23 protein-coding genes are annotated in these 20,904 nt (G+C 63.1%); 6 read left to right on the plus strand and 17 right to left on the minus strand.

Annotation, left to right across the window (positions count from 1 at the left end):
* Positions 1–24: 24 nt before the first annotated feature.
* Positions 25–312 carry a HalOD1 output domain-containing protein gene (locus tag BLR35_RS11280; RefSeq protein ID WP_090381773.1) on the minus strand — a complete coding sequence of 96 codons (288 nt, stop codon included), beginning with the start codon at positions 310–312 and terminating at the stop codon, positions 25–27.
* Positions 313–565: 253 nt separating this feature from the next.
* Between BLR35_RS11280 and BLR35_RS11285 the strand changes: the two genes are divergently transcribed.
* From BLR35_RS11285 to mutS, 3 genes are all read left to right on the plus strand, one after another.
* Complete coding sequence (locus BLR35_RS11285) at positions 566–895, plus strand: CHY zinc finger protein (protein WP_170831021.1); 330 nt, start codon at positions 566–568, stop codon at positions 893–895.
* Between the two features lie 73 nt (positions 896–968).
* Positions 969–2,267, plus strand: coding sequence for a kynureninase (kynU, locus tag BLR35_RS11290; RefSeq protein WP_090381778.1), 1,299 nt, complete (start codon positions 969–971; stop codon positions 2,265–2,267).
* 108 nt (positions 2,268–2,375) lie between these two features.
* Positions 2,376–5,081: a DNA mismatch repair protein MutS gene (gene mutS / locus BLR35_RS11295; protein WP_090381780.1), complete on the plus strand. Its 2,706-nt coding sequence runs from the start codon at positions 2,376–2,378 to the stop codon at positions 5,079–5,081.
* A gap of 73 nt (positions 5,082–5,154) precedes the next feature.
* On the opposite strand, the gene BLR35_RS20285 is transcribed toward mutS, so the two are convergent.
* The 3 genes from BLR35_RS20285 to nucS all read right to left on the minus strand — a co-directional run bounded on the left by BLR35_RS20285 (position 5,155) and on the right by nucS (position 7,157).
* Positions 5,155–5,439: a hypothetical protein gene (locus BLR35_RS20285; RefSeq protein WP_139169279.1), complete on the minus strand. Its 285-nt coding sequence runs from the start codon at positions 5,437–5,439 to the stop codon at positions 5,155–5,157.
* 443 nt (positions 5,440–5,882) lie between these two features.
* Complete coding sequence (locus BLR35_RS11305) at positions 5,883–6,335, minus strand: DoxX family membrane protein (protein WP_090381785.1); 453 nt, start codon at positions 6,333–6,335, stop codon at positions 5,883–5,885.
* Positions 6,336–6,398: 63 nt separating this feature from the next.
* Complete coding sequence (gene nucS, locus BLR35_RS11310; RefSeq protein WP_090382943.1) at positions 6,399–7,157, minus strand: endonuclease NucS; 759 nt, start codon at positions 7,155–7,157, stop codon at positions 6,399–6,401.
* 103 nt (positions 7,158–7,260) lie between these two features.
* On the opposite strand from nucS, the gene BLR35_RS11315 reads away from it, so the two are divergent.
* Positions 7,261–7,815 (plus strand): hypothetical protein, encoded by a 555-nt coding sequence (locus BLR35_RS11315; protein ID WP_090381788.1) that lies wholly within the window; start codon positions 7,261–7,263, stop codon positions 7,813–7,815.
* A 117-nt stretch (positions 7,816–7,932) separates the two neighbouring features.
* Here BLR35_RS11315 and BLR35_RS11320 read toward each other — a convergent pair whose 3' ends face one another.
* Complete coding sequence (locus tag BLR35_RS11320) at positions 7,933–8,415, minus strand: DUF7984 family protein (protein ID WP_090381790.1); 483 nt, start codon at positions 8,413–8,415, stop codon at positions 7,933–7,935.
* A gap of 252 nt (positions 8,416–8,667) precedes the next feature.
* Here BLR35_RS11320 and BLR35_RS11325 point away from each other — a divergent pair, with 252 nt between their 5' ends.
* The gene (locus BLR35_RS11325; protein WP_090381792.1) at positions 8,668–10,599 is read left to right on the plus strand and encodes a beta-CASP ribonuclease aCPSF1; all 1,932 of its coding nucleotides are present in this window, start codon (positions 8,668–8,670) and stop codon (positions 10,597–10,599) included.
* Between the two features lie 193 nt (positions 10,600–10,792).
* Here BLR35_RS11325 and BLR35_RS11330 read toward each other — a convergent pair whose 3' ends face one another.
* The 10 genes from BLR35_RS11330 to BLR35_RS11370 form a co-directional block, all read right to left on the minus strand.
* The gene (locus tag BLR35_RS11330; protein ID WP_090381795.1) at positions 10,793–11,599 is read right to left on the minus strand and encodes an ABC transporter permease; all 807 of its coding nucleotides are present in this window, start codon (positions 11,597–11,599) and stop codon (positions 10,793–10,795) included.
* Positions 11,592–12,509, minus strand: a complete 918-nt coding sequence (locus tag BLR35_RS11335; RefSeq protein ID WP_090381797.1) for an ABC transporter permease — start codon at positions 12,507–12,509, stop codon at positions 11,592–11,594. The genes BLR35_RS11330 and BLR35_RS11335 overlap by 8 nt, the downstream gene beginning before the upstream one ends.
* Before the next feature lie 2 nt (positions 12,510–12,511).
* Positions 12,512–13,639 carry an ABC transporter ATP-binding protein gene (locus BLR35_RS11340; RefSeq protein ID WP_090381799.1) on the minus strand — a complete coding sequence of 376 codons (1,128 nt, stop codon included), beginning with the start codon at positions 13,637–13,639 and terminating at the stop codon, positions 12,512–12,514.
* Between the two features lie 18 nt (positions 13,640–13,657).
* The gene (locus BLR35_RS11345; RefSeq protein ID WP_090381802.1) at positions 13,658–14,797 is read right to left on the minus strand and encodes an ABC transporter substrate-binding protein; all 1,140 of its coding nucleotides are present in this window, start codon (positions 14,795–14,797) and stop codon (positions 13,658–13,660) included.
* A 329-nt stretch (positions 14,798–15,126) separates the two neighbouring features.
* Positions 15,127–15,939: an endonuclease III domain-containing protein gene (locus BLR35_RS11350; RefSeq protein ID WP_090381806.1), complete on the minus strand. Its 813-nt coding sequence runs from the start codon at positions 15,937–15,939 to the stop codon at positions 15,127–15,129.
* 88 nt (positions 15,940–16,027) lie between these two features.
* A complete protein-coding gene (locus BLR35_RS20990) occupies positions 16,028–16,213 on the minus strand; it encodes a hypothetical protein (RefSeq protein WP_090381809.1) in 186 nt (61 codons plus the stop codon).
* 112 nt (positions 16,214–16,325) lie between these two features.
* Complete coding sequence (locus tag BLR35_RS11360; protein ID WP_090381811.1) at positions 16,326–16,745, minus strand: DUF371 domain-containing protein; 420 nt, start codon at positions 16,743–16,745, stop codon at positions 16,326–16,328.
* Positions 16,746–16,790: 45 nt separating this feature from the next.
* The gene (locus BLR35_RS11365; protein WP_090381813.1) at positions 16,791–18,134 is read right to left on the minus strand and encodes an alkaline phosphatase family protein; all 1,344 of its coding nucleotides are present in this window, start codon (positions 18,132–18,134) and stop codon (positions 16,791–16,793) included.
* Positions 18,135–18,233: 99 nt separating this feature from the next.
* The gene (locus BLR35_RS21135; RefSeq protein ID WP_280139365.1) at positions 18,234–18,362 is read right to left on the minus strand and encodes a hypothetical protein; all 129 of its coding nucleotides are present in this window, start codon (positions 18,360–18,362) and stop codon (positions 18,234–18,236) included.
* Between the two features lie 120 nt (positions 18,363–18,482).
* Positions 18,483–19,016 (minus strand): inorganic diphosphatase, encoded by a 534-nt coding sequence (locus BLR35_RS11370; RefSeq protein ID WP_090381816.1) that lies wholly within the window; start codon positions 19,014–19,016, stop codon positions 18,483–18,485.
* Positions 19,017–19,210: 194 nt separating this feature from the next.
* Between BLR35_RS11370 and BLR35_RS11375 the strand changes: the two genes are divergently transcribed.
* Positions 19,211–19,570: a PadR family transcriptional regulator gene (locus tag BLR35_RS11375; RefSeq protein WP_090381818.1), complete on the plus strand. Its 360-nt coding sequence runs from the start codon at positions 19,211–19,213 to the stop codon at positions 19,568–19,570.
* Position 19,571: 1 nt separating this feature from the next.
* Here BLR35_RS11375 and BLR35_RS11380 read toward each other — a convergent pair whose 3' ends face one another.
* Both BLR35_RS11380 and rnhA read right to left on the minus strand, forming a co-directional pair.
* Positions 19,572–20,153, minus strand: coding sequence for a DUF7108 family protein (locus tag BLR35_RS11380; protein ID WP_090381820.1), 582 nt, complete (start codon positions 20,151–20,153; stop codon positions 19,572–19,574).
* Between the two features lie 65 nt (positions 20,154–20,218).
* On the minus strand, positions 20,219–20,809 hold the full coding sequence (gene rnhA / locus BLR35_RS11385) for a ribonuclease HI (protein ID WP_090381823.1): 591 nt from the start codon (positions 20,807–20,809) through the stop codon (positions 20,219–20,221).
* Positions 20,810–20,904 lie beyond the last annotated feature (95 nt).

Below are 20,904 nucleotides of genomic sequence, written 5' to 3' on the forward strand. Positions count from 1 at the left end.
GAATCTCGAACCGTTCGATAGCGATCAGGTGGTGCTGTAGATACGGACGCTTCCGTCCTGGGAGACTGCGACGCTACACCCGTCGTACGCGAACTCGATCGTCGTCTCGACGTTTCGCCGCTTCGCGTGATCGAGCAGTTCGGTCATCGCTTCCGGATCGACCTGTTCGTACAGCGGAGGGAGGTCGGCGACGTTTTTCTTGATAGCGACCGCTCGCACGATCGTCTGGAGAAGCGATTCCGAGTCGTGTTGGTCGGCACGAACGACGACTGCGTCGTCTTCCGGAGGGCCATTATGGCCGTGGTTGACCATATCAGGAGGTGTGACTCTCACCCGAAAAGACTGGTCCCAAAGCACGTAGGAAACCGACTAATATCCACGTAGAACAGCATTTAGTATACATTATTAAACTAGATCTAGATATAATTTATTATATGACTAAACCCAAACTGTAGTGACGGCCGATAGCTACTCGAGTACGACCCTACGTGGCACGTAAATAGTCGATAGACGATCACCAACCCAAACGTCGAAGACGAAACGGGCCGTCGGTCTACACGTTACTGTGTCCGACCCACCCGTCCGTGGCGTCGACGTCGGTCCCGACACCCGGTGTGGCCACTACCATACCGACCGCGACGTCGTTGCGTTCAAATTCGCCTGCTGTGAGACGTACTTTCCCTGCTATCGCTGCCACGAGGAGATCGTCGACCACGACGCCGTTCCGTGGCCTCGAGCGCGGTTCGACGAACCCTCGGTGCTCTGTGGCGTCTGCCGGAGCGAGTTCCCCGTGCCGGCGTATCTCGAGGCAGACTACTGCTGTCCGTCGTGTGACGCGGCGTTCAATCCCGGCTGTGCCGCTCACGCCGACCTGTACTTCGAGACGGAGGAGTAACACACTAACAGCGTTTGCCACTCGAGCGCGCCCCGTCGAAACGTTTCAGTAGCTGCTGGCGAACTGTTCCCCCATGGACCCCGGTTTCGACGGCGGCCGAGCGCACGACGACGTGGACTACGCCCGAAAGCGAGACGCCGAAGACCCGCTCGCTGAGTTCCGGGATCGATTCGACGTCCCGGGCGAGGTCTACCTCGACGGGAATTCGCTGGGACCGATCTCGGACGCTGCCGAGGACTCACTCGAGCAGGCAGTCGAGGAGTGGCGGGAACTCGGCATCGAGGGATGGACCGACGGCGAGCGGCCCTGGTTCTGGTACGGCGAGTCGCTGGGCGAGGACCTCGCGCCGCTCGTCGGTGCCGATCCCGACGAGGTGGTCGTCGCGAACTCGACGACGGTCAACATTCACACCCTCGTCGGAACCTTCCTGGACGCGCTCGAGGACCGTCCACCGGGAATCCTGGTCAACGACCTCGACTTCCCGACGGACCACTACGCGATCCGAGCGCAGTTGCGCCAGCGCGGGTACGATCCGGACGACCACCTCCACCTCGTCGAGAGCCGAGACGGGCGTACGATCGACGAAGCCGACGTCGTCGACGCGCTCGAGGAGCACGACATCGGCATCGTGTTCATGCCGTCGGTGCTCTACCGGAGCGGCCAGTTGCTCGACGTCGAGCGCATCACCGAGGCCGCCCACGACCACGGCGCGCTCGCCGGGTTCGACCTCGCGCACACGGTCGGCGTCGTTCCCCACGACTGCTCGAGTCACGGCGTCGACTTCGCGGTCTGGTGTAGCTACAAGTACCTCAACGCCGGCCCGGGCGCGATCGCTGGCCTCTACGTCGCCGAGCGCCACCACGGGAAGACCCCGGCGCTCGCGGGCTGGTGGGGCCACGAGAAGGAAACGCAGTTCGAACTCCGGGAGCGGTTCACGCCCGCTGACTCCGCTGGCGCGTGGCAGATCGGGACGGTCCCGGTCCTCAGCGCCGCACCGCTCGCCGGGGCACTCGAGGTCGTCCACGAGGCCGGTATCGACGCGATCCGCGAGAAGTCGATCGCGCTGACCTCGTACCTGATCTCGCTCGTCGACGCGAAACTCGCGGATCTAGGGTGTTCGGTCGCCACGCCTCGAGAACCCGAGCGGCGCGGCGGCCACGTGGCGATCACCCATCCCGAGGCTGAGCGGGTCAGCGAGGCCCTCCGCGAGCGTGGTCTCGTGGTCGACTTCCGCCCGCCGGACGTGATCCGGGTGTGTCCGGCACCGCTGTACACCGGGTTCGTGGACGTCTGGGAGTTTGCGGAGGGCCTTCGAGAGATTCTCGCCGAACGGGAGTACGAGAACGTTGACGTCGACGGGACGGTGAGTTAGCCGATTTCGTCGACGGCCCCGACACGACGCGATCGAATCGGACGCCGAACTGACCGTTCCGGGTCGATCCAGCAAGCTATTTCCGCGTTCGGCGGCCGATTTCTGGGTATGGATCCGGCGCTTGGCCCTCCCGAGGAGATGGCCGAGAAACGCGACGAGCTGACGCCCATGATGGCGCAGTACCACGACCTCTGTGAGCGGTACGACGACGCGCTCGTCCTCTTTCAGGTCGGCGACTTCTACGAGACCTTCTGTGGCGCGGCCGAACGCACCGCACGACTGCTAGAGGTCACCCTCACCAGCCGCGAGGATTCGACCGGGGAGTACCCGATGACCGGCATCCCGATCGACAACGCCGAGTCCTACATCGAGGAGTTGCTCGAGGCCGGCTACCGGGTCGCGGTCGCCGACCAGGTCGAGGAGCCCGGCGAGTCGTCGGGGGTCGTCGAACGCGCCGTGACGCGGGTCATCACGCCGGGAACGCTCACGGAGGACGAACTGCTGGCGGGTGACGACAACAACTTCGTTGCGGCGGTCGCCCGCGACGGCGAGGAACTCGCGCTCGCCCTGCTCGACGTCTCGACCGGCGACTTCCTCGCGACGAGTTCGACCTCGAGCGAGGCCATCGCCGACGAGGTGAGCCGGTTCGACCCCGCGGAGGCGGTCGTCGGTCCCGACGCACCGATGGACGTCTTTCCCGACGATTGCATGGAGACGCCGTTCGACGAGGCCGTCTTCGAACGCGAGCGAGCGGCCGAGACGGTCTCGGCGTACTTCCGGAATCCCGACGCCTTGCTCGCGAGCGACGCCGAAGTCCGGGCGTGTGGCGCGCTGCTCGAGTACGCCGAGTACGCTCGCGGCAGCGAGAGCGAGGCCGAGGCCGAAGCCGACGACGAAAACGAGAACGACCGTCTCGAGTACATCACCCACCTCACGCGGTACGATCCCCGCGAGTACCTGCTGCTGGACGCCGTCGCCCTCCGGAGCCTCGAACTGTTCGAACCGCGTGCCGTCCACGGCCGGGACGACGCGACGCTCGTCGGGGTTCTGGACGAGACCTCGAGCGCGCTGGGCGGCCGAAAACTGCGGGACTGGATCCGCCGGCCGCTGCTCGAGCCCGATCGGATCGAGGCGCGACTCGATGCCGTCGAGGAACTCCAGAGCGCCGTTCGAGAACGCGAAGCACTGCAGGAACTCCTCAAAGACGTCTACGACCTCGAGCGACTGATCGGACGCATCTCCCGTGAACGGGCCAACGCCAGGGATCTGCGTTCGCTGCGGGATACGCTGGCCGTCGTGCCGGATGTACGGGAACAACTCGAGGACGCAGACTGCGACAGACTCCAGCGACTCCACGCCGACCTCGATCCGCTGGCGGACGTCCGCGAGTTGATCGAGGATTCGATCGTCGAGGATCCGCCGATCGAGATCACCGAGGGCGGGATCATCGCCGAGGGGTACGACGAGAACCTGGACGACCTCCGCCAGACCGCCCGCGACGGCAAACAGTGGATCGACGACTTAGAGGAACGAGAACGCGAGCGCACCGGCATCGACTCGCTGAAGGTCGGCTACAACTCGGTGCACGGCTACTATATCGAGGTGACGAACCCAAACCTCGATTCGGTGCCCGGGGACTACCAGCGCCGCCAGACGCTGAAGAACTCGGAGCGGTTCGTCACGCCGGAACTCAAGGAACGCGAGGACGAGATCGTCGGTGCCGAGGAACGCGCGGACGAACTCGAGTACGAACTGTTCCGCGAGGTCCGCAAGACGATCGCCGACGAGGTCGAACGCGTCCAGGATCTGGCCGATGCGCTCGCGACCGTCGACGCACTGGTCTCGCTCGCCACCGTTGCAGCCCAGTACGACTACTGTCGGCCGGCGTTGCTCGAGCGCAGTGACGGCGTCGAGATCGATATCGAGGGCGGCCGCCACCCAGTCGTCGAGCGTACACAAGAGTCGTTCGTCCCCAACGACGCACAGTTCGCGGACGGTAGACGGCTGGCGGTGATCACGGGCCCCAACATGTCGGGGAAGTCGACGTACATGCGACAGGTCGCCCAGATCGTCCTGCTGGCGCAGGTCGGGAGTTTCGTGCCGGCGAAGTCGGCCCGCCTGACGCCCGTCGATCGGATCTTCACGCGAGTCGGGGCCAGCGACGACATCGCCGGCGGGCGCTCGACGTTCATGGTCGAGATGGACGAACTCGCCACTATTCTTCGGGAGGCCGACGGGCGCTCGCTGGTCCTGCTAGACGAGGTCGGCCGCGGCACCTCGACCGCGGACGGCCTCGCCATCGCCCAGGCGATGGCCGAACACATCCACGACGAAATTGGCGCGACGACGCTCTTTGCGACCCACCACCACCCGTTGACCGAGGTCGCCGACGAACTCGAGGATGCCTTCACGCTTCACTTCGAGGTCGACCAGGAAGACGGCGAAGTGGTCTTCCACCACGAGGTCGCACCCGGTGCGGCGACAGGTTCCTACGGCGTCGAGGTCGCGACGGCCGCCGGCGTCCCCGAACCGGTCGTCGAGCGGTCGCGGGAACTGGTGGCCGAGGCAGGCGACGAGCAGTCGACCGATAAGTCCGAGCCACCGGCAGCGACGACGACCGACGCTGCCCCGACGACCGCCGACGGCGGAGAGCGGACTGTAGACGAACAGTCCGCTCCCTCTGAGACGGTCGACCTCCCATCCGACGTCGCGGCCGAACTCCGGACACTCGAGGTGGCCCACATGACGCCGGTCGAGGCGCTCTCCGAACTCGATCGGTTAAAACGGCTGCTCGAGGAGGAGAGGGAGTCGTAGTACGAGCTCTTCGTTCAGAACTGGTCGTGAAACCCTCGTTCAGTGTCGGAGTTCACGGAACGAGTCAGCGAAATCACTCGTCATTCGTCGGTGCTGGACCATTAGAACGTTCTGTTCCCGGAAGTGGAAATTCTGCATCTTCGGGCACATCTTCGGGTGCCTCGGCTTCATCTTCGGGCATAGTCCGTCTGATGAGATACACAGCGAGTCCAACCGCAGGGAAGATCGCAACTATCCCAGCCCACGTTACCGAGTTTTCGATTCCGCGCTTCTCTGCATCTCTCAGCACAAGAATTGACAGTAGGCCGTGTATGGATACGAATATGACTGTCAGCGCAAGAACGATGATGGCATCCATCGGCTGATGGGTTTCGTTATAGCGGAAAATAATTTTCTATCTGACTAGCTGTGGTCTCTCTCCCAACCGATTCTGCCGGCCCGGTTACAACAATCGGACCAAAACCGTATTTCCGCCTGTGCTAGAGCGGCCGATTGTACCCACACGCCGGACAGCGCAAGTATCCTTGTGTAACGAGGAGATACGCACGGTTGCACTTGTCACACTCACACGAGACCGAGATTCCCTGCTCCCGCGCGATTCCGGACAGCGTATTGCGAAGTAATCGCTGGTCATGCTCCAGAACCTCGAGTCGGTGACGGAACGACTGCCTCGCGGACGACCGAGGTCTGGCAGGCTGTTTCCGTGATGGTCTCGATTGGTACATGAGCCCCGTACGCGCTCCCGGAGCAAAACCCTATAGGTTGGTCAGAGCGCTGTCCGATCCCGGAAAACGAACCCCGTTATCGCTCTCGCCGACCGACGTGCAGGAACGCGAGGGCAGCGCCGAGGAGCGCGCCGTTCTTCAGGAAGTGGAACAACTGGTTCTGCTTCTCCTCCGGATCGTCGACGTTCCAGAAGTCGTGCATCAGCGGCGTCACGCCGACCAGAAAGCCGGCGACGGCCGCGGCCGCCGCGGTCGGGACGCGCCACAGTGCGATCCCGACTCCGCCGAACAGGAGTCCGCCGCTGATCGCCGGGACGGAGAGTCGCGGCTTCGGTGCGTCCTTGGACTCTGCGAAGGCGATCCGTTCCTCGAGGTTCCGCAGATTGTCGACCGCGTTGAACGCGAGAACGACGCCGAACAGCACGCGACCGAGCCTGAACAGGGGAGACGTGGCGACGTCATCATCTGTTTTCGCTCGCTCGAGTACGCCGGTGTCCTGCCTTTGCTCGCGTTGGGTGAGAAGACGCATCGGTTCGAACCGGGTTCTCGACGCGAATAGGAACTGCCGTAGCAGTTGCAGGCGACCGGACGCTCACTCCGCCGTCGGCTCGAGCGAGACGAACTCGAGGCCGTACTCGACGAGCAGCCGGTCCGCCCGGTCCGTCACCGATGGCGCGACCAGAATTCCACGAACGGCGGCGTCCGCGTGGAGGTCGCGCTCGAGGGCGTCGACGTACCGCCGAAGCTGGCTCACGGCGTCGGGACCGACGCGGCGTCGCTTGAGTTCGACGACGACCGCCCGTCCAGCCGAGTCCTCGCCGTAGACGTCGACCGCGCCCGCCGGCGTGTCGCGCTCGGTTGCAAGCGGCGTGAAGCCGGGCTCGAGCAGGTCGGGTTCCTCGAGAACCCGCCGACGGAGGTCCTCCTCGGTGCCCGACAGCGCGAGTTCGGTCTCGTCGGAGCCGGCGAACGCGGAGACCTGGAAGACCTCCTCGAAGCTGACGAGCAGGCGCTCCTCGGGGGTCGACCGGACGCTCTCGAGGAGGAGGAGCCGTTCACCGTCCTCTGCGTTCTCACACCACACTGCATGCTCACAGCCCGGCGGCTGCCAGTTGACCGGCTGCTGACCCTCGTCAGTGTGGACCAACGCCGCGCCGTCGGGCTTGAGCATCACGTGTCTGTCTCCCGTCCCGAGCCGGCTCGAGGCACGCCCGTCGTAGTCGACCGAGCATCGACCGAAAACCGTCACGAGTGCCTCGCGGTCGATGCCGTCGGTGATCGCATCTCGAGCGGCCTCGAGGGATGGGTACTCGAGCGTGTCGACACGAGCGTCCCGTTCGGAGCGCGTCACTGCCGTTTCGTACCCAGTCGGGACGTAAAAACGCCGCGTCACTTCGTTCCGTTCGAATCTGGTTGCGAGCTTTTAACCGTTCCCGCCCCCGAGCCGAGAAAGAATGGATACGAATCCAAGCCGTCGTCGCCTCCTCCAACTGGGCGGCGTCGGTGCGACCGCGTCGCTCGCCGGCTGTAGCCAGTTCGACATTTCCGACGACGAGAGCGCCGACCCCGAGACGGAGTCGGAACTCGAGGTCGGGGAAGAGCCGGATATCGACCCCGAGGACGGATTCACCGCGCTCGTCCAGCCCGATCAGGACGAACTGCAGGCTCTCGAGATGGAGATTATGGAAGCGGTCGAAGCGGGTGAACTCAGCCAGATGGAAGCACAGGAGGAGTTCCAGCAGCGACAGGCCGAGCTAACCGCCGAGCGAGCCGTCGCGTTCGAGGACGACGTCGCTGGCGACGACGACCTCTCGATCGAGGCCGGAATCGCCGACATAGGCGCGTTCCTGCTCGATGGCCCCGACGAACGGCTCCTCGATACGCTTCGCGACAGCGAGGTGAACGGCCTGGTTCCAGGCGAGGAGTACGCTCAGATGCTAGAACAGCAACAGGCAGAGACCGTCCCGGTTCCGGAGGAAGACCCCGACGCCGATCCGGACGACGACTGATACGGATTGCTGGAACGGTTTACCGGCGCAACCGCCGCCGGATCGGGGTTGCGCCGTCAATGACTTACAGTAAACCGTATGAAACGGACTGCATCGAGTCGGTAACAGTCGACGCGATCACTCGAGGGCGAACGGGCTCTCGCGTTCGGTCCAGTTCCAGCCAGGAATTCGTTCCTGGAATCCGGCTGCGAGAGCGGCCTCGAGGTCGTCTACTCCTGCGTTTTCGTCGGCGTCGCCGTGGACCTGTAGGTCCGCGTAGTGGAAGGTCGCCTCGCCGAGCGTCCGCAACGGCTGGGTGCCGGCGATCGTCGCGGCCAGTTCTCGGCCGAGCAGTTCGTCGACGACGAACCCGGGATAGTCGCCCTCGACGTCGAGGTCTCGGAGGAGAGCAGTCATCGCGGCCACGTTGACCGCGAGGTCGCCGTCGGCGAAGACGGCGTCTACCTCTGTGACGTACTGGTCGCGGGTGACGTGATCGACGTCGGTGTCGAATACCGCTCCGAGGTCGTCGCGGACGTCGTTGATGATGGGAACGACTCTCTCTGCGCGGTCGGCGATCCAGTCGCGTTCGGCGGCGACACGGGCCGGTGTAAGCTCCATAGCGGGCCTACGGAGCGGTTCCCCCTGTGCTTTGCGAAGGCTTTTATAGGACGCGAAGAATAGGCTCGGGTAAGCGGGTTCTCCCTGGAATCTTCCCGCACGGACCAGGATAACCGACCTGGGAGCGTCTTCGTCACGGCACTACCACAGAACGATTCGGGATACGAGACGTACTGCGTCACTCTCGACTCGGGTATCCGCCGGACGCATGCTCCCCGTCGGAGAGTTCACGCAAGCCACATTCGGCGACCTATGAGTACTGTAGAGCAGCAACTTGACGATCTGGAAGCAGAGATCACGAGCGAGTTACCGAGCGATATCTCGGTCTCCTCGGTGAAATACGAAGGGCCGGAACTGGTCGTCTACACGCGCGATCCGAAGAAGTTCGCCCAGCAGGGCGACCTGATCCGAAAGCTCGCGAGCAAGCTCCGGAAACGGATCACCGTCCGCCCCGATCCGAGCGTTCTCTCACGACCCAACGAGGCCCGCGAGGAGATCATGGGTGTCATCCCCGACGAGGCAGGCGTTACGGACCTCGACTTCCACGCCGACACCGGCGAGGTCGTCATCGAGGCCGAGAAGCCGGGCATGGTGATCGGTCGCCACGGCTCGACGCTTCGCGACATCACGAAAAGCGTCGGCTGGACGCCCGAAGTCGTCCGTACGCCGCCGATCGAGTCCTCGACCGTCTCGAACGTCCGTAGCTTCCTCAAACAGGAACGCGACGAGCGCCGGGACATTCTGGAGAAGGTAGGCCGGCAGATCCACCGCGAGGAGATGTCCGACGACGAGTACGTCCGTATCTCGACGCTGGGTTGCTGCCGCGAGGTCGGACGTGCTTCCTTTATTCTCTCGACACCCGAAACCCGCATTCTCATCGACTGTGGTGACAAGCCCGGTGCCGAAGGGGAAGTGCCGTACCTGCACGCACCCGAAGCACTCGGCGCTGGACCGGAGACGATCGACGCGGTCGTGTTGACACACGCCCACCTCGACCACTCCGCGCTCATCCCACTCCTGTTCAAGTACGGCTACGACGGACCGATCTACTGTACCGAACCCACACGCGACCTGATGGGACTGCTCACGCTCGACTATCTGGACGTCGCGGCCAAAGAAGGACGAACGCCGCCGTACGACTCCGAGCAGGTTCGCGAGGCGATCAAACACTGCATCCCGCTCGAGTACGGCGACGTCACCGACATCGCGCCCGACGTCAAGCTCACCTTCCACAACGCAGGACACATTCTCGGCTCGGCCGTCTCGCACTTCCACATCGGCGACGGACTCTACAACGTCTGTTTCTCCGGTGACATCCACTACGAGGACACCCGCCTGTTCAACGGCGCGGTCAACGACTTCCCGCGCGTCGAGACGCTCGTCCTAGAGTCGACGTATGGCGGTCGCAACGACTACCAGACCGATCAGGAGGACTCCGAGGAGAAACTCAAGAAGGTCATCAACGAGGCATACGACCAGGACGGAAAGGTCCTCATTCCCGCGTTCGCCGTCGGGCGCTCCCAGGAGATCATGCTCGTCATCGAGGAGGCGATGCGGGAGGGCGACATTCCCTCGATGCCGGTCCACCTCGACGGGATGATCTGGGAGGCGACCGCGATCCACACGACCTATCCCGAGTACCTGCGCGACGACCTCCGCGATCGAATCTTCCACGAGGACGAGAACCCGTTCCTCGCCGAGGAGTTCAACCACATCGACGGCGGCGAGGAGGAACGACAGGACGTCGCCGACGGCGGTCCCTGTATCATTCTCTCCACCTCGGGTATGGTCACCGGCGGTCCGATCATGTCCTGGCTCTCCCACATCGGCCCCGATCCGGACTCGAAACTCGTCTTCGTCGGCTACCAGGCCCAGGGAACCCTCGGTCGCCGCATCCAGAACGGCTGGGACGAGATTCCAACGAACGAAGTCGGTGCCATGGGTAACGAAGGCCGTGGCACCCTCTCGCTGAACGTCGACGTCGAAACCGTCGACGGCTTCTCCGGCCACGCCGACCGCGCCGGCCTCGAGAACTTCGTGAAGACGATGAACCCACGCCCCGAGAAGGTGCTGTGTGTCCACGGCGACGAACGGTCGACGCAGGACCTGTCCTCGGCGCTGTACCACGACTACAACATGCGGACGTTCGCGCCGAAGAACTTAGAGACGTTCCGATTCCTCTAGGTCCCGATCCCGATTCTCCGATCTGTCGTTCGAAAGGCAAGCGGATGCAACCGGGAGCGAACGAAGTGAGCGACCGGGCCGAGGAATCCCTCGAAACCGCGGCTAAGCCGCGGTTGAGGGGGTGACACTGGCTTTTCATCGACGTTTTGCCGAGCGAACGAGCGAAGCGAGTGAGCGCAGCGCAAAAGGTCGGTTAGGACAACTGCTTCGACACCCACTCGAGGTTCGTCGCGAGCACGGCGAGTGCGAGCGCGACGAGCGAGAACAGGATGAGGAACGTCGAGACGACGCTGACCATCGGGTCGAGTGCCTGCCGGATCTCCGTCCAGGCCAGGACGGGGATGGTCTGGGTGTTCGGCGTCGAGAGGAAAAGCGCCATCACGAACTCCTGGAGGCTGATGATAAAGGCGAGCAGGGCACCGACGAAGACGCCCTGTTTGACGTTCGGTAGGACGACGTGGACGAACGCCTGGACCGGTCCCGCGCCGAGGTCGTAGGCGGCGTCTAGCTGTTGCCAGTCGAACCGGCTGAACACCGATCGCATCACGAAGTAGACGAGCGGCGTCGCCCACAGCGTATGTGCCAGGATGAGCGTCGTGTACGACCCTCGAAGCCCGAGTTCGCTGAAGTACATCAACAGCGTGATTCCGAGGATCACCGGCGGGATCAACAGGGGGATCAGGACCAGTGGACCGACGACCGTTCCGATCGTACTTTCGTCGTCGAACTCCTGTCCGAACGCTGCCAGTACGCCGAGGACGGTTGCGAGCAACGCTGTCCCGACGCCGACGACGATGCTGCTCTCGAACGCTGTGAGCCAGCGAATGCTGCCGAAGAACTCGCTGTACCAGACCAGCGAGTAGCTCTCCGGCGGGAACGCAAGCCGGCCGGACGCCGCAAACGACGTCACGACGACGACCAGCAACGGGAGCAGTAGCAACGCGAACAACGCGGCGTAACCGACGCGGAACGCGGCGGTCTCGAGGGTTTCTCTATGCAAGGTCGAATTCACCTCCGAAGCGGTTGAGGACCGCGAAAATCACAGCAACGCAGACGAACATCAACAGGAGCATGACGACCGACAGCGCGGCTGCAAGCGAGTAGCGCATGTCGCCAAGCATCAGTTCTTCGGCGTGAACTGCGAACGTGATGTTGTTCGAGAGCAGATCCGGTGCCGCGTACGCTCCGACGCTCCAGGCGAAGGAGATCACCGCCGCGACGATGATGCCCGGCATCACCTGTGGCAACACGACTTCGAAGAACGACCGTGGTCGGCTCGCACCGAGGTCGCGTGCGGCCTCGACGATCCCCCAGTCCATCGTCGACAGCACGCTGTAGATCGCCAACACCGCGTACGGAAGGACGATGTACAGCTGGCCGACGACGGCGCCGACAGTCGCGGGGACGAACTGGATCGGCTCCGAGAGGACTCCAAGCGACAGGAGCATGTCGTTGACCGTCCCGCTCGGCGCCAACAGCGGATTAAACGCGTAGGTCCGGATGACCAGCGTCGTCAAAAGCGGCATGACGACCGACAGCAACAGCAGCGACTTGACGAGCCCGCTCGAGCGCCAGATGGCGTACGCGTAGAACAGCCCGATGACGACCGAGAGTATCGTCACGATCACGCCGAGCTGGAACGACTCGAAGATGACACTCAGGAGCAGGCCGTCGGTGAAGACTTCGACGTAGCTCTCGATCGACCAGGTTCCTTCGGCGTAGACGTGGTCTGTCGACCCTTCTGCGAAGCTGATCCGAAGCAGAATGAAAAACGGGACGACGAAGACCAGCAGTTCGAACGCGATAAGCGGCGCCATCAACAACAGCGCGCGGTTCGAACTCGAGAGTGTCGACAGACTCGGCACGGCGGCGCTGATCGACTGTGGGAGAGTGGTGTTCGTTTCCGTCATCGCTACAGGGTAACGCGCGTTCCGTCGGTGCGAAACGCGAGGACGTCGCTGCCGTTCCACTCGATACGGATGTCGTCGCCGACTGACAGCGACTCCTCCGTCGTGTCGGTGCGTTCGACGAAGATCGACGTGTCGCCGACGGAGACGGAGTACCGGACCGTCGAACCGCGATAGAGGACGTTGTCGATCGTCCCGATGGCGGCGTTTGCCGCGTCACCGTCGGCCAGCACCTGTCGCTGGCCGTCGTCAGCGGTCGTCCGCTCCATCGAGAGGATTTCAGGTCGCAGCGACAGCGTCAGCTCCGTTCCCTCGCTCAGGTCGTGGTCTCCGTCGGCCGGTATCGTTATCTCGCTGTCGAGTTTCGTCTCGACGACGACGCTGTCGGGTCCGACGGCGCTGACCGTCCCGTCGACGAAGTTCGTGTCGCCGAGGAACCCTTCGATGAACCGATTCCGGGGGTTCTCGTAGATCTCGTCGGGGTCGCCGACCTGAATCAACTGCCCTTCGTTCATGATCCCGATGCGGTCGGCCAGTGTGAACGCCTCGTCCTGGTCGTGGGTGACGTGGACGAACGTCTCCTCTAGGTCCTCGTGGATCTCCCGGAGTTCGATCTGCATGTCCTCCCGGAGCCGCTTGTCGAGGTTCGACAGCGGCTCGTCGAGCAACAGTACGTCGGGGTTGACAGCCAGCGAGCGGGCAAGCGCAACCCGCTGTTTCTGCCCGCCGCTCAGGTTGGTCGGGTCCTCGTCGCCGTAGCCACCCATCTGGACGCGCTCGAGCATCTCCTCGGCGCGCTCCTGGCGTTCTTCTTTCGACACGCCACGCATCTTCAGCCCGAACGCGACGTTCTCGAGCACCGTCTTGTGCGGGAACAGCGCCCAGTCTTGGAACACGGTGGAAGTGTTCCGGTCGTAGGCCGGCTGATGGGTGACGTCCTCGTCGTCGATTCGGATCGATCCAGCGGTTGGCGTCTCGAGGCCGGCGATCATCCGCAGCGTCGTCGACTTGCCGCTGCCGCTGGGCCCGAGCAGGCACAGCAGTTCGCCGTCCGCTATCTCGACCGAGACGTCTTCGACCGCGGTCGTCTCGCCGTACTGTTTCTCGAGTCCCTGCAGCGTGATTTCGGACATTGGTCTGGCTCGGTAGCGTTAGGACTGCTGTTGCATTCGCGAGAACTCGTCGGAGAGGTCGTCGCTGTACTCCGCGAGTTCGCTCCAGTCGGGGAATTCGACCGTCCGTGCTTCCTCGTCGGTCGTCGGCAGGTCTTCCTCGAGTTCGGCGGGGTACTCGATGTTCTCGTTGCTGAACATCATCGGGTGGTGCTGGGCCCACTCGGACTGGACGTCGGCGTCGAGCAGGAAGTCGATGAACTGCTCGGCCTCGTCCTGCATCTCGGTGCCGCGGACGACACACCAGTTGTTGATCCAGCCGGTGGTCTGCTCGGGCATCGTGTGGCTGAGCCCGTCGTAGTCGTCGATGTCGAAGGCCGTCTGGTCGTAGTACCACTGGGCGACGTCGATGACGCCGTTTTCGAAAGCCTGCCAGATGTGTTCGCCGGTGGACGCCCACTCTTCGACACCCCAGTTTTCGATCCGCTCGAGGACGTCGTCGTGGAGGTCCTCGTCGTAGATCTCGCCGGCACCGTCTTCTTCGTCCATACCGATCGCGGCGGCGTACATCGGGTACCACCAGAAGCCGGTGTCGATCCCGACGCCCTCGCTGTTCTGGACGGCGTCCGAAGAGAGGTCGGCCCACGTCTCCGGATCGACGTCAGCGTCGTCGCGATGGATGATGGTACACGGTGCGCCGTCGACGGGCATCCCGTACTCCGGATTGCGGATCTCCGTGAAGAAGTCCATGATCTCGTCGTAGTTCGAGATGTTGTCGACGTCGATCGGCTCGAACAGGTCGTCCTGGCGGCCGTAGTAGTAGAAGTTACCCTCGGCGACGGTGACGTCGAACGGCGGATCGTCCGCCGGCGCGTTCCGGATGTCCTCGAGCACCTCGTCCCAGCCACGACGGAGGTCGATCTCGACGTCGTGTTCCGATTCCCACTGCGGAACGAGGCCTTCCTCGAACCGGTCGGCGTAGTTACCGCTCCAGACCATCACCCGTAGTCGGTCCGTCGAATCGTCGTCGCCTGCGAGCATCTCCGCACAGCCCGCAAACGCGCTCACGGAACCGACGGCCGTCGTCGTCAACAGCCGTCGGCGGGAGGTCGCGGAACGGTCGTTCGATTTGGCACCTCTCTCGCTCGTCTCTGCATCCCGGTGGGGGTCTGCAGCCATCGTGCCCCGGTTCTACCCCGACACTTGCATAAAACGGTTGTGAATCTGCAAAGACATTTCTTTCGGGAGACACGAACGTCGAGATCGGCTGTGCGGCGGCTACTCCGGCCGATACAGTCGGCCAACCGTGAACTCAGTTGGCGTTTCGGTATTTCGCGTCAGCTCCTCTCTTCGGTTTTTGGCCTTCAGGTTGCCAGCAATCTATCAATTTTCACACATACAAGATAAACAATGGGATCCGGAACGGCGGGCAGAGAGCAAACCACGAGAGTCAGCTGGATCGACGACCGCAGCGAGAAGTACGCGTCAATCCCGAACGAAATCCGACGTCACTCGAGCGTCTCGGCCGGGTCGACGACTTCGCCCGTCGCAGGGTAGACCCCGACCTGGTCACAGCGATCGCCCATCGGACAGGCGTCGGGGTCCTCGAGACAGGCGGGTTTCCGTGCCGTACAGTACTCCCGGCCGAACTGAATCGTCGCCGTGTGACCGAAGCCACACTTCGCCGCCGGCACCTCCTCCTCGAGGACCTCTCGGACGTCTTCGTGGTCGGCGTCGGGCGGCGCGATTCCCAGTCGGCGATAGATACGGTAGACGTGGGTGTCGACGGGGAAAACGCCGGTCCGACCGCCGGCAAAGAGCAACACGCAGTCGGCGGTCTTGGGCCCGACGCCGCGGACCTCGAGCAGCGTCTCGCGGACGGTCTCGGGCGCTTCCTCTTTGACGAACTCGTCGAAGGCCGCGGCGGAGCCAAACTCCGCGACGACCCACTCGGCGGTCGCGACGAGAATTTCGGACTTCTGGTTGTACAGTCCGGCCGAACTGATCGTCTCGGCGAGCGTCGACTGTTCGGCGTTGGCGAGCGACTCGGCGAGGCCGACGTCCGGCGCGTCGTACCGCTCGATCAGCGCGTCGTGGGCCGGCTGGCTGGCCTTGTCGCTCGTGTTCTGGCTCAGGATCGTCCGGACGAGACAGGTGAAGGCGTCCCGTCCGCCGTAGCTTTTCTCCCAGTAGAGCTCGCCGAGGCGGTCGACGACGCGTTCGGCGCGAGTGTCGGCAGTTGCGGGATCGAATTCGGCCGTGGCGCCACCGCCCGATTCGCCGCCGCTTATGTTGACCGACGGCTCCGGATCCTCGCTCATATCGGTGCTGAGGGCTCGCGGACTATTGTTCTTCCTCTCTCGAAGGAGTCAAAACGACGCCAGAACGATCGAGACGAGAGAGCAGATCTTATCGCCGACGACGCGTTGGATCTTCGATCTTGCAGGCGAATTTCTCATCACATTCCGGACAGACTGCCGATCGATCGTAGCCGTCGTTGACCGAGCCGATCTTCCCCCTCGTTCTGAGTACCTTTCTATCGACGTCGATCGAGACCTTCTCCGAGCAGTGTGGGCAGATAACTTTCTGTCTCATACAGAGGCGTATCTACTATCGGACAATTACCTTTACGGTATCTATGGACTTATTGATCGTTTCGTGTTTGAAACATTAATGGTTGACAGGATCGGTTATTCCTGGCGTGAACTCACTCGACGGTGATCGTCACCGTTGCCTCCGCGCCGTCCGCAAGTGCCGCAACGAGGTCCCGGTCGAATCCCTCCGCGGCGAACTCGGCCTCGAGCAGGATCGTCCGGTCGTCGACGTACTCGCTCGTACGCCCGACCGCGCTGCGGTCGTTCGTGAACTCGAGGTGGGGATCGCCACGGCCTGTAACGCTCTCGACGTGGCCGTCGGCCTCGATTTCGACGGTGATCGTCGCATCGGTATCCTGACACGCTGCGACGAAGTCGGGATCGAAGTCGGACGGAGCGCGATCGGCCTCGATCGCGAGAATACAGTCACCCGCCGGCGTGAGATAGTCGTCGGTCGTCACTTCGAACGTGCTCGCGTGTTCGGCCCGGACGTTCTCGTGGCCGCGAGCGTGGATCACTTCCTCGAGTGCCATCGTACTCGGGGGTACGTCCGCGCCGGGAAAACGGAATCGAACTCGCTACACCAGACTTGCGCCGTCGAAGTCGCCGCGACTGTACTCGACGTCCATCAGATCGAGAATCGTCGGCGCGACGTCGAGCAAGTCCGCGTCGTCGATGCTCGCTTCGGGGTGGTCGATATAGAGCGCCGCGTCGTCGAAACTGTGCATTCCGTTTCGTGGACCTCCCGTGAACACCTCGGAGTCGGCCTTGAACCCGGACTTGAGGTCGAATCCGGGGTTGGGGATCGCGACCAGGTCCGGCGCGATGTCGTCGTGGTCGCCACGGAACGCCGCCTCTTTCTCGACGACACGGTCGACGACCTGTCGACCGTCCGGCCCCTCGAGGTCGAGGATCGCGGCCTTGAGTTCGTCGCGTACGTCGTCGTACTCCTCCTCGGAGACCGAACCGCGGGGCTCTCGTCCCTCGAGGTTGAGGTAGAATCGGCCCGGGATAAAGGAGTAGGCGGTCGTTTCGTCGGCGATGTCGGCCAGTTCTTCGGGGTCGTCGGTCTCGAAGGAGAGCCACCCCTCCTCGCGGAGCCACTCGTTGAAGTGGACCTCGTAGTCGAGGCTGGTAAAGCCGTGGTCGGAGGCGACGATCATCGTCACGTCCTCGGGCATGGCCTCGCGCAGTCGTCCGATGTAGTCGTCTATTTTCTGGTAGAACTCGAGGAACTCGTCTTTGTACTCGCCGTCTTCCGCATAGTCTTTGAACAGGAAGTGGTTGACCCGGTCGGTCGTCATGAAGACGCCGAAGAAGAGGTCCCAGTCGTCCTCCTCGACGTACTGTTTGAACGCCTCGAACCGGGCGTCGACCGTGGCGTGTGCGTCCTCGATGAATTCGGCCTTGTCCTCCTGGTGGCCCAGTTTCGGATCGACGTCGATCCGATACTCGATGTCCTCGAGGTACTCGCGGAACGTCTCCGGGTGTGCTGCCTTCTCGAGGGCGGGGGAGAGAAAGCCAGAGACCATCCGCTGGAGGTTGCGCTGTGGCGGGAACGTGACGGGGACGTTCATGACGGTGGCCTGGCGACCGATTTCCTGAACGCGATCCCAGACGCGGTCGGCCTGGACCTCACGGCCCATCGGAACGTACGTCTCGTAGGTGCCGACTTCCCGGTCCTGGAAGCCGTAGACTCCGGTTTCGCCGGGGTTCATCCCGGTCGTCAGCGCGGGCCAGCAGGCGCTGGATTCGGGCGGAACGATACTCGAGATTTCGCCCGCGGAGCCGTCGTCGGCGAGCGACGCGATGTTGGGGAACAGATCTTCGTTCTCGGCGAGGAGACTGTACGGCACGCCGTCAATTCCGATAAACGCGACGCGGGGTGCGCCGTCGCCCCGCAGCCGATCGAACAGACCCATAGAGGCCCGTAGACCGACCGTACACAAGAAGGTTCGTTTCAGAACACTCTTTTGAGAAGCGTAGCAGCGCCACAGCTGACGGAGCAAGAGATCGAGTAGCTACTCGTTTCGGTCGGCTTCGGGATCGAAGTTCGTCGGGACCACGGTGAGGTGGGCCATGCCGACGCCGGAATCGGCTGGCTCGTCGCCGGATGCGGGCGTACGTGGAGACGGGTTGCTGGCTGCCATGACGTACGGTCGTACGCTCTACCGCCCAATAAAATTACTCATGCTCATAACTCATCGGCGGCGGAGCCGTACATAACCACTGCGTATCCGGTCGGTGAAAACGAACGTCGGCGGTCGACGTTACTCGAAGTGCTCTTCGTAGAGATCCTGGGCGTGTTCGATCGCGTCGTAGGCAGCCTGACGGTCCTCCCAGCCCAGTGTTTCGACTTCCTTGCCTTCCTCGAGGTTCTTGTAGGTCGCGAAGAACTCGTCGATCTCGTCGCGCTGTTGCTGTGGAATGTCCTCGAGATCCTCGATGTGGTCGTACCGGGGATCTTCGCTAGGGACGGCGATGACCTTGTCGTCCTGTTCGCCGTCGTCGTCCATCTTCATCAGGGCGACGGGACGGGCCTCGATGATGCAACCGGGGAACGTCTGGTCCTCGACGAGGACGAGGACGTCGAAGGGGTCCTCGTCGTCGTAGTACGACTGCGGGATGAACCCGTAGTCGCTCGGGTAGTGGACGTTGCTGTGGAGCACTCGATCGAGGACGACGCCGGGGACGTCCTTGTCGTACTCGTACTTGTTGCGCTCGCCTTTGAGACACTCCACGACGGCGTAGATCTCTTCCGGCGGGTTCGGTCCAGTTTCGAGGTCTTCCCAGAGGTTGACCATATACCGGAAACACCGCAGTCGATCAAAAAGTACTTTCGTAATCGAGTGTCAACAGTACTTGATGGCAACCAGACAACCAACGATGATCGTTCGGACGTGGCTGTCCGAAGAGTCGACGCCGGCGAACCCCCGTTGCCGGTCACGACGTGTATTGGTTGACAAGTCTTAAATAGTCTGGTGACATTTGCACAGGTATGTCAGAGGCACAATCAATCACCGGCGAACAGAGTATCGCGCGCGAGCTCACAGCGTTCCAGAACAACATCCTCGTCATCCTCGCCAAGGAGCCAATGTACGGCCTGGCGATCAAGCGAGAACTCGAGGACTACTACGGAACCGAAGTCAATCACGGCCGTCTCTACCCCAACCTCGACGAACTCGTCGAACTGGGACTGGTCGAGAAGAGCGAACTCGACAAGCGAACCAACCAGTACGAACTGACCGACGACGGCTACGATGCCGTCCTCGACGGCGTCCGCTGGACGCTCTCGAACGTCGTCACGGGCGACGACCGCGCGGACGAAATCCGCGACATCGTCGAGCAGAGCTACTGATCTACCGCTCCGGAACGGGTTCACCGACCGTTTCGTAGATCAGTTCGATCGACTCGTCGATCACATCCCGCTGTTCTTTCGACGGCCACGCGTTCCGTACGTAGTACTCCATCCGGAACTCCGCGAGTTCCTCGGCCGTCACCGACTCGAGTGGCTTCGCGTAGTGGTTGCCTACGAAATCCGCGAGCGCCGTAGCGTTGTCCCCGTGGACGTCGCCGTGGTGCTCGCGGACTTCCGCGACGATTTCGCGGTTCCGGGCGTCGACCTCGTCCCAGTCGTCCGGATCCTCCGTCCCCTCGAGCGGAATCTCGACCGCGCGCGAGGTGTCTTCGATCCGGTCGGTCCTGATAACGCCGTCCTCGGTCCATTCTCCGGGATGGAGGACCAGCACGTCGTCGCCGTCGTCCTCACGGATGCGAGCGGTGAACTCGTGGTCACTCAACAGTTCGTCGCGTCGCTTCGCGTGTGCCTCGGCCTCGTTTTCGTCGACTGCCGTTCGCTCGAGTCGCGTGAGTCGTTCGGCCTCCTCGACGACGTCGTCGGGGAGGGATTCGGTTTCGGAAGATTCGGTCGACTCGCTCATAGCGGATCGTTCGTCCGCGAGCGTTTTGCAGTTGCTGATCGACGCCGATCGCTCGAGTTCCGGAATCAGCCGTCGAGTGCCTCGTTCGCGAGTTCGTCCGCGCGCTCGTTGACCTCGCGGGGGACGTGTTCGATCGTCCACTCGCCGAACGCCGAGAGCAGTTCGTGGACGGTCACGCGCTTCTCGCGGAGTTCGGGATTGTTCGTGTCGTACTCGCCGCGGACCTGCTTGACGATCAGTTCGGAGTCGCCGCGGATCTGGACTTCGTCGTAGCCGTAGTCGCGCGCGGCCTCGAGAACGGCGATCAGTGCCTCGTACTCGGCCTGGTTGTTCGTCGCGCGGCCGATGCGTTCGCCGCCCTCGGCGACGATGCCGTCGCCGGTGACGATCACCCAGCCGATACCTGCAGGGCCGGGATTGCCGCGGGAGCCGCCGTCGAAGTAGAGGTGTGCTCGCCCGCCGCCCTCGCGAAGCAGGGCCTCGAGATCTTGCGGAGCTCCGCCCTGGATCACGACCTTGTCGTCGTAGGCGACGGCCGTCGCATCGCCGCGACTCGCACGCCAGCGTTCGTGGTCCGTGTTTCCGGATTCGACGGGGATACCTGCCTCTTCGAGCCGAGAACGGGCCTGCTCGACGTCACACTCGATAACCGGCATTCGTAGCCGTGATCCGGCAGTTCCGGATAAAGTCTTTCCGGTTTCGGATCGTAAACTCCGCTTGTGAGCGCCCGTATAGCCTGTTTTCGGCGATT

It is taken from the genome of Natronobacterium texcoconense, assembly GCF_900104065.1.
In the GTDB taxonomy this organism is placed as follows: Archaea; Halobacteriota; Halobacteria; order Halobacteriales; family Natrialbaceae; genus Natronobacterium; species Natronobacterium texcoconense.

Bases quoted from the DNA above. Each gene is read 5' to 3' on its own strand.
- BLR35_RS11375 (WP_090381818.1), top strand. From the start codon at position 19,211: ATGTCAGAGGCACAATCAATCACCGGCGAACAGAGTATCGCGCGCGAG.
- BLR35_RS11340 (WP_090381799.1), bottom strand. From the start codon at position 13,639: ATGTCCGAAATCACGCTGCAGGGACTCGAGAAACAGTACGGCGAGACG.
- BLR35_RS11370 (WP_090381816.1), bottom strand. From the start codon at position 19,016: ATGGTCAACCTCTGGGAAGACCTCGAAACTGGACCGAACCCGCCGGAA.
- kynU (WP_090381778.1), top strand. From the start codon at position 969: ATGGACCCCGGTTTCGACGGCGGCCGAGCGCACGACGACGTGGACTAC.
- BLR35_RS11345 (WP_090381802.1), bottom strand. From the start codon at position 14,797: ATGGCTGCAGACCCCCACCGGGATGCAGAGACGAGCGAGAGAGGTGCC.
- BLR35_RS11280 (WP_090381773.1), bottom strand. From the start codon at position 312: ATGGTCAACCACGGCCATAATGGCCCTCCGGAAGACGACGCAGTCGTC.
- BLR35_RS11315 (WP_090381788.1), top strand. From the start codon at position 7,261: ATGGATACGAATCCAAGCCGTCGTCGCCTCCTCCAACTGGGCGGCGTC.
- BLR35_RS21135 (WP_280139365.1), bottom strand. From the start codon at position 18,362: ATGGCAGCCAGCAACCCGTCTCCACGTACGCCCGCATCCGGCGACGAG.
- mutS (WP_090381780.1), top strand. From the start codon at position 2,376: ATGGATCCGGCGCTTGGCCCTCCCGAGGAGATGGCCGAGAAACGCGAC.
- BLR35_RS11305 (WP_090381785.1), bottom strand. From the start codon at position 6,335: ATGCGTCTTCTCACCCAACGCGAGCAAAGGCAGGACACCGGCGTACTC.
- BLR35_RS20990 (WP_090381809.1), bottom strand. From the start codon at position 16,213: ATGAGACAGAAAGTTATCTGCCCACACTGCTCGGAGAAGGTCTCGATC.
- BLR35_RS20285 (WP_139169279.1), bottom strand. From the start codon at position 5,439: ATGGATGCCATCATCGTTCTTGCGCTGACAGTCATATTCGTATCCATA.
- BLR35_RS11360 (WP_090381811.1), bottom strand. From the start codon at position 16,745: ATGGCACTCGAGGAAGTGATCCACGCTCGCGGCCACGAGAACGTCCGG.
- BLR35_RS11325 (WP_090381792.1), top strand. From the start codon at position 8,668: ATGAGTACTGTAGAGCAGCAACTTGACGATCTGGAAGCAGAGATCACG.
- BLR35_RS11335 (WP_090381797.1), bottom strand. From the start codon at position 12,509: ATGACGGAAACGAACACCACTCTCCCACAGTCGATCAGCGCCGCCGTG.
- rnhA (WP_090381823.1), bottom strand. From the start codon at position 20,809: ATGCCGGTTATCGAGTGTGACGTCGAGCAGGCCCGTTCTCGGCTCGAA.
- BLR35_RS11350 (WP_090381806.1), bottom strand. From the start codon at position 15,939: ATGAGCGAGGATCCGGAGCCGTCGGTCAACATAAGCGGCGGCGAATCG.
- BLR35_RS11380 (WP_090381820.1), bottom strand. From the start codon at position 20,153: ATGAGCGAGTCGACCGAATCTTCCGAAACCGAATCCCTCCCCGACGAC.
- BLR35_RS11320 (WP_090381790.1), bottom strand. From the start codon at position 8,415: ATGGAGCTTACACCGGCCCGTGTCGCCGCCGAACGCGACTGGATCGCC.
- BLR35_RS11365 (WP_090381813.1), bottom strand. From the start codon at position 18,134: ATGGGTCTGTTCGATCGGCTGCGGGGCGACGGCGCACCCCGCGTCGCG.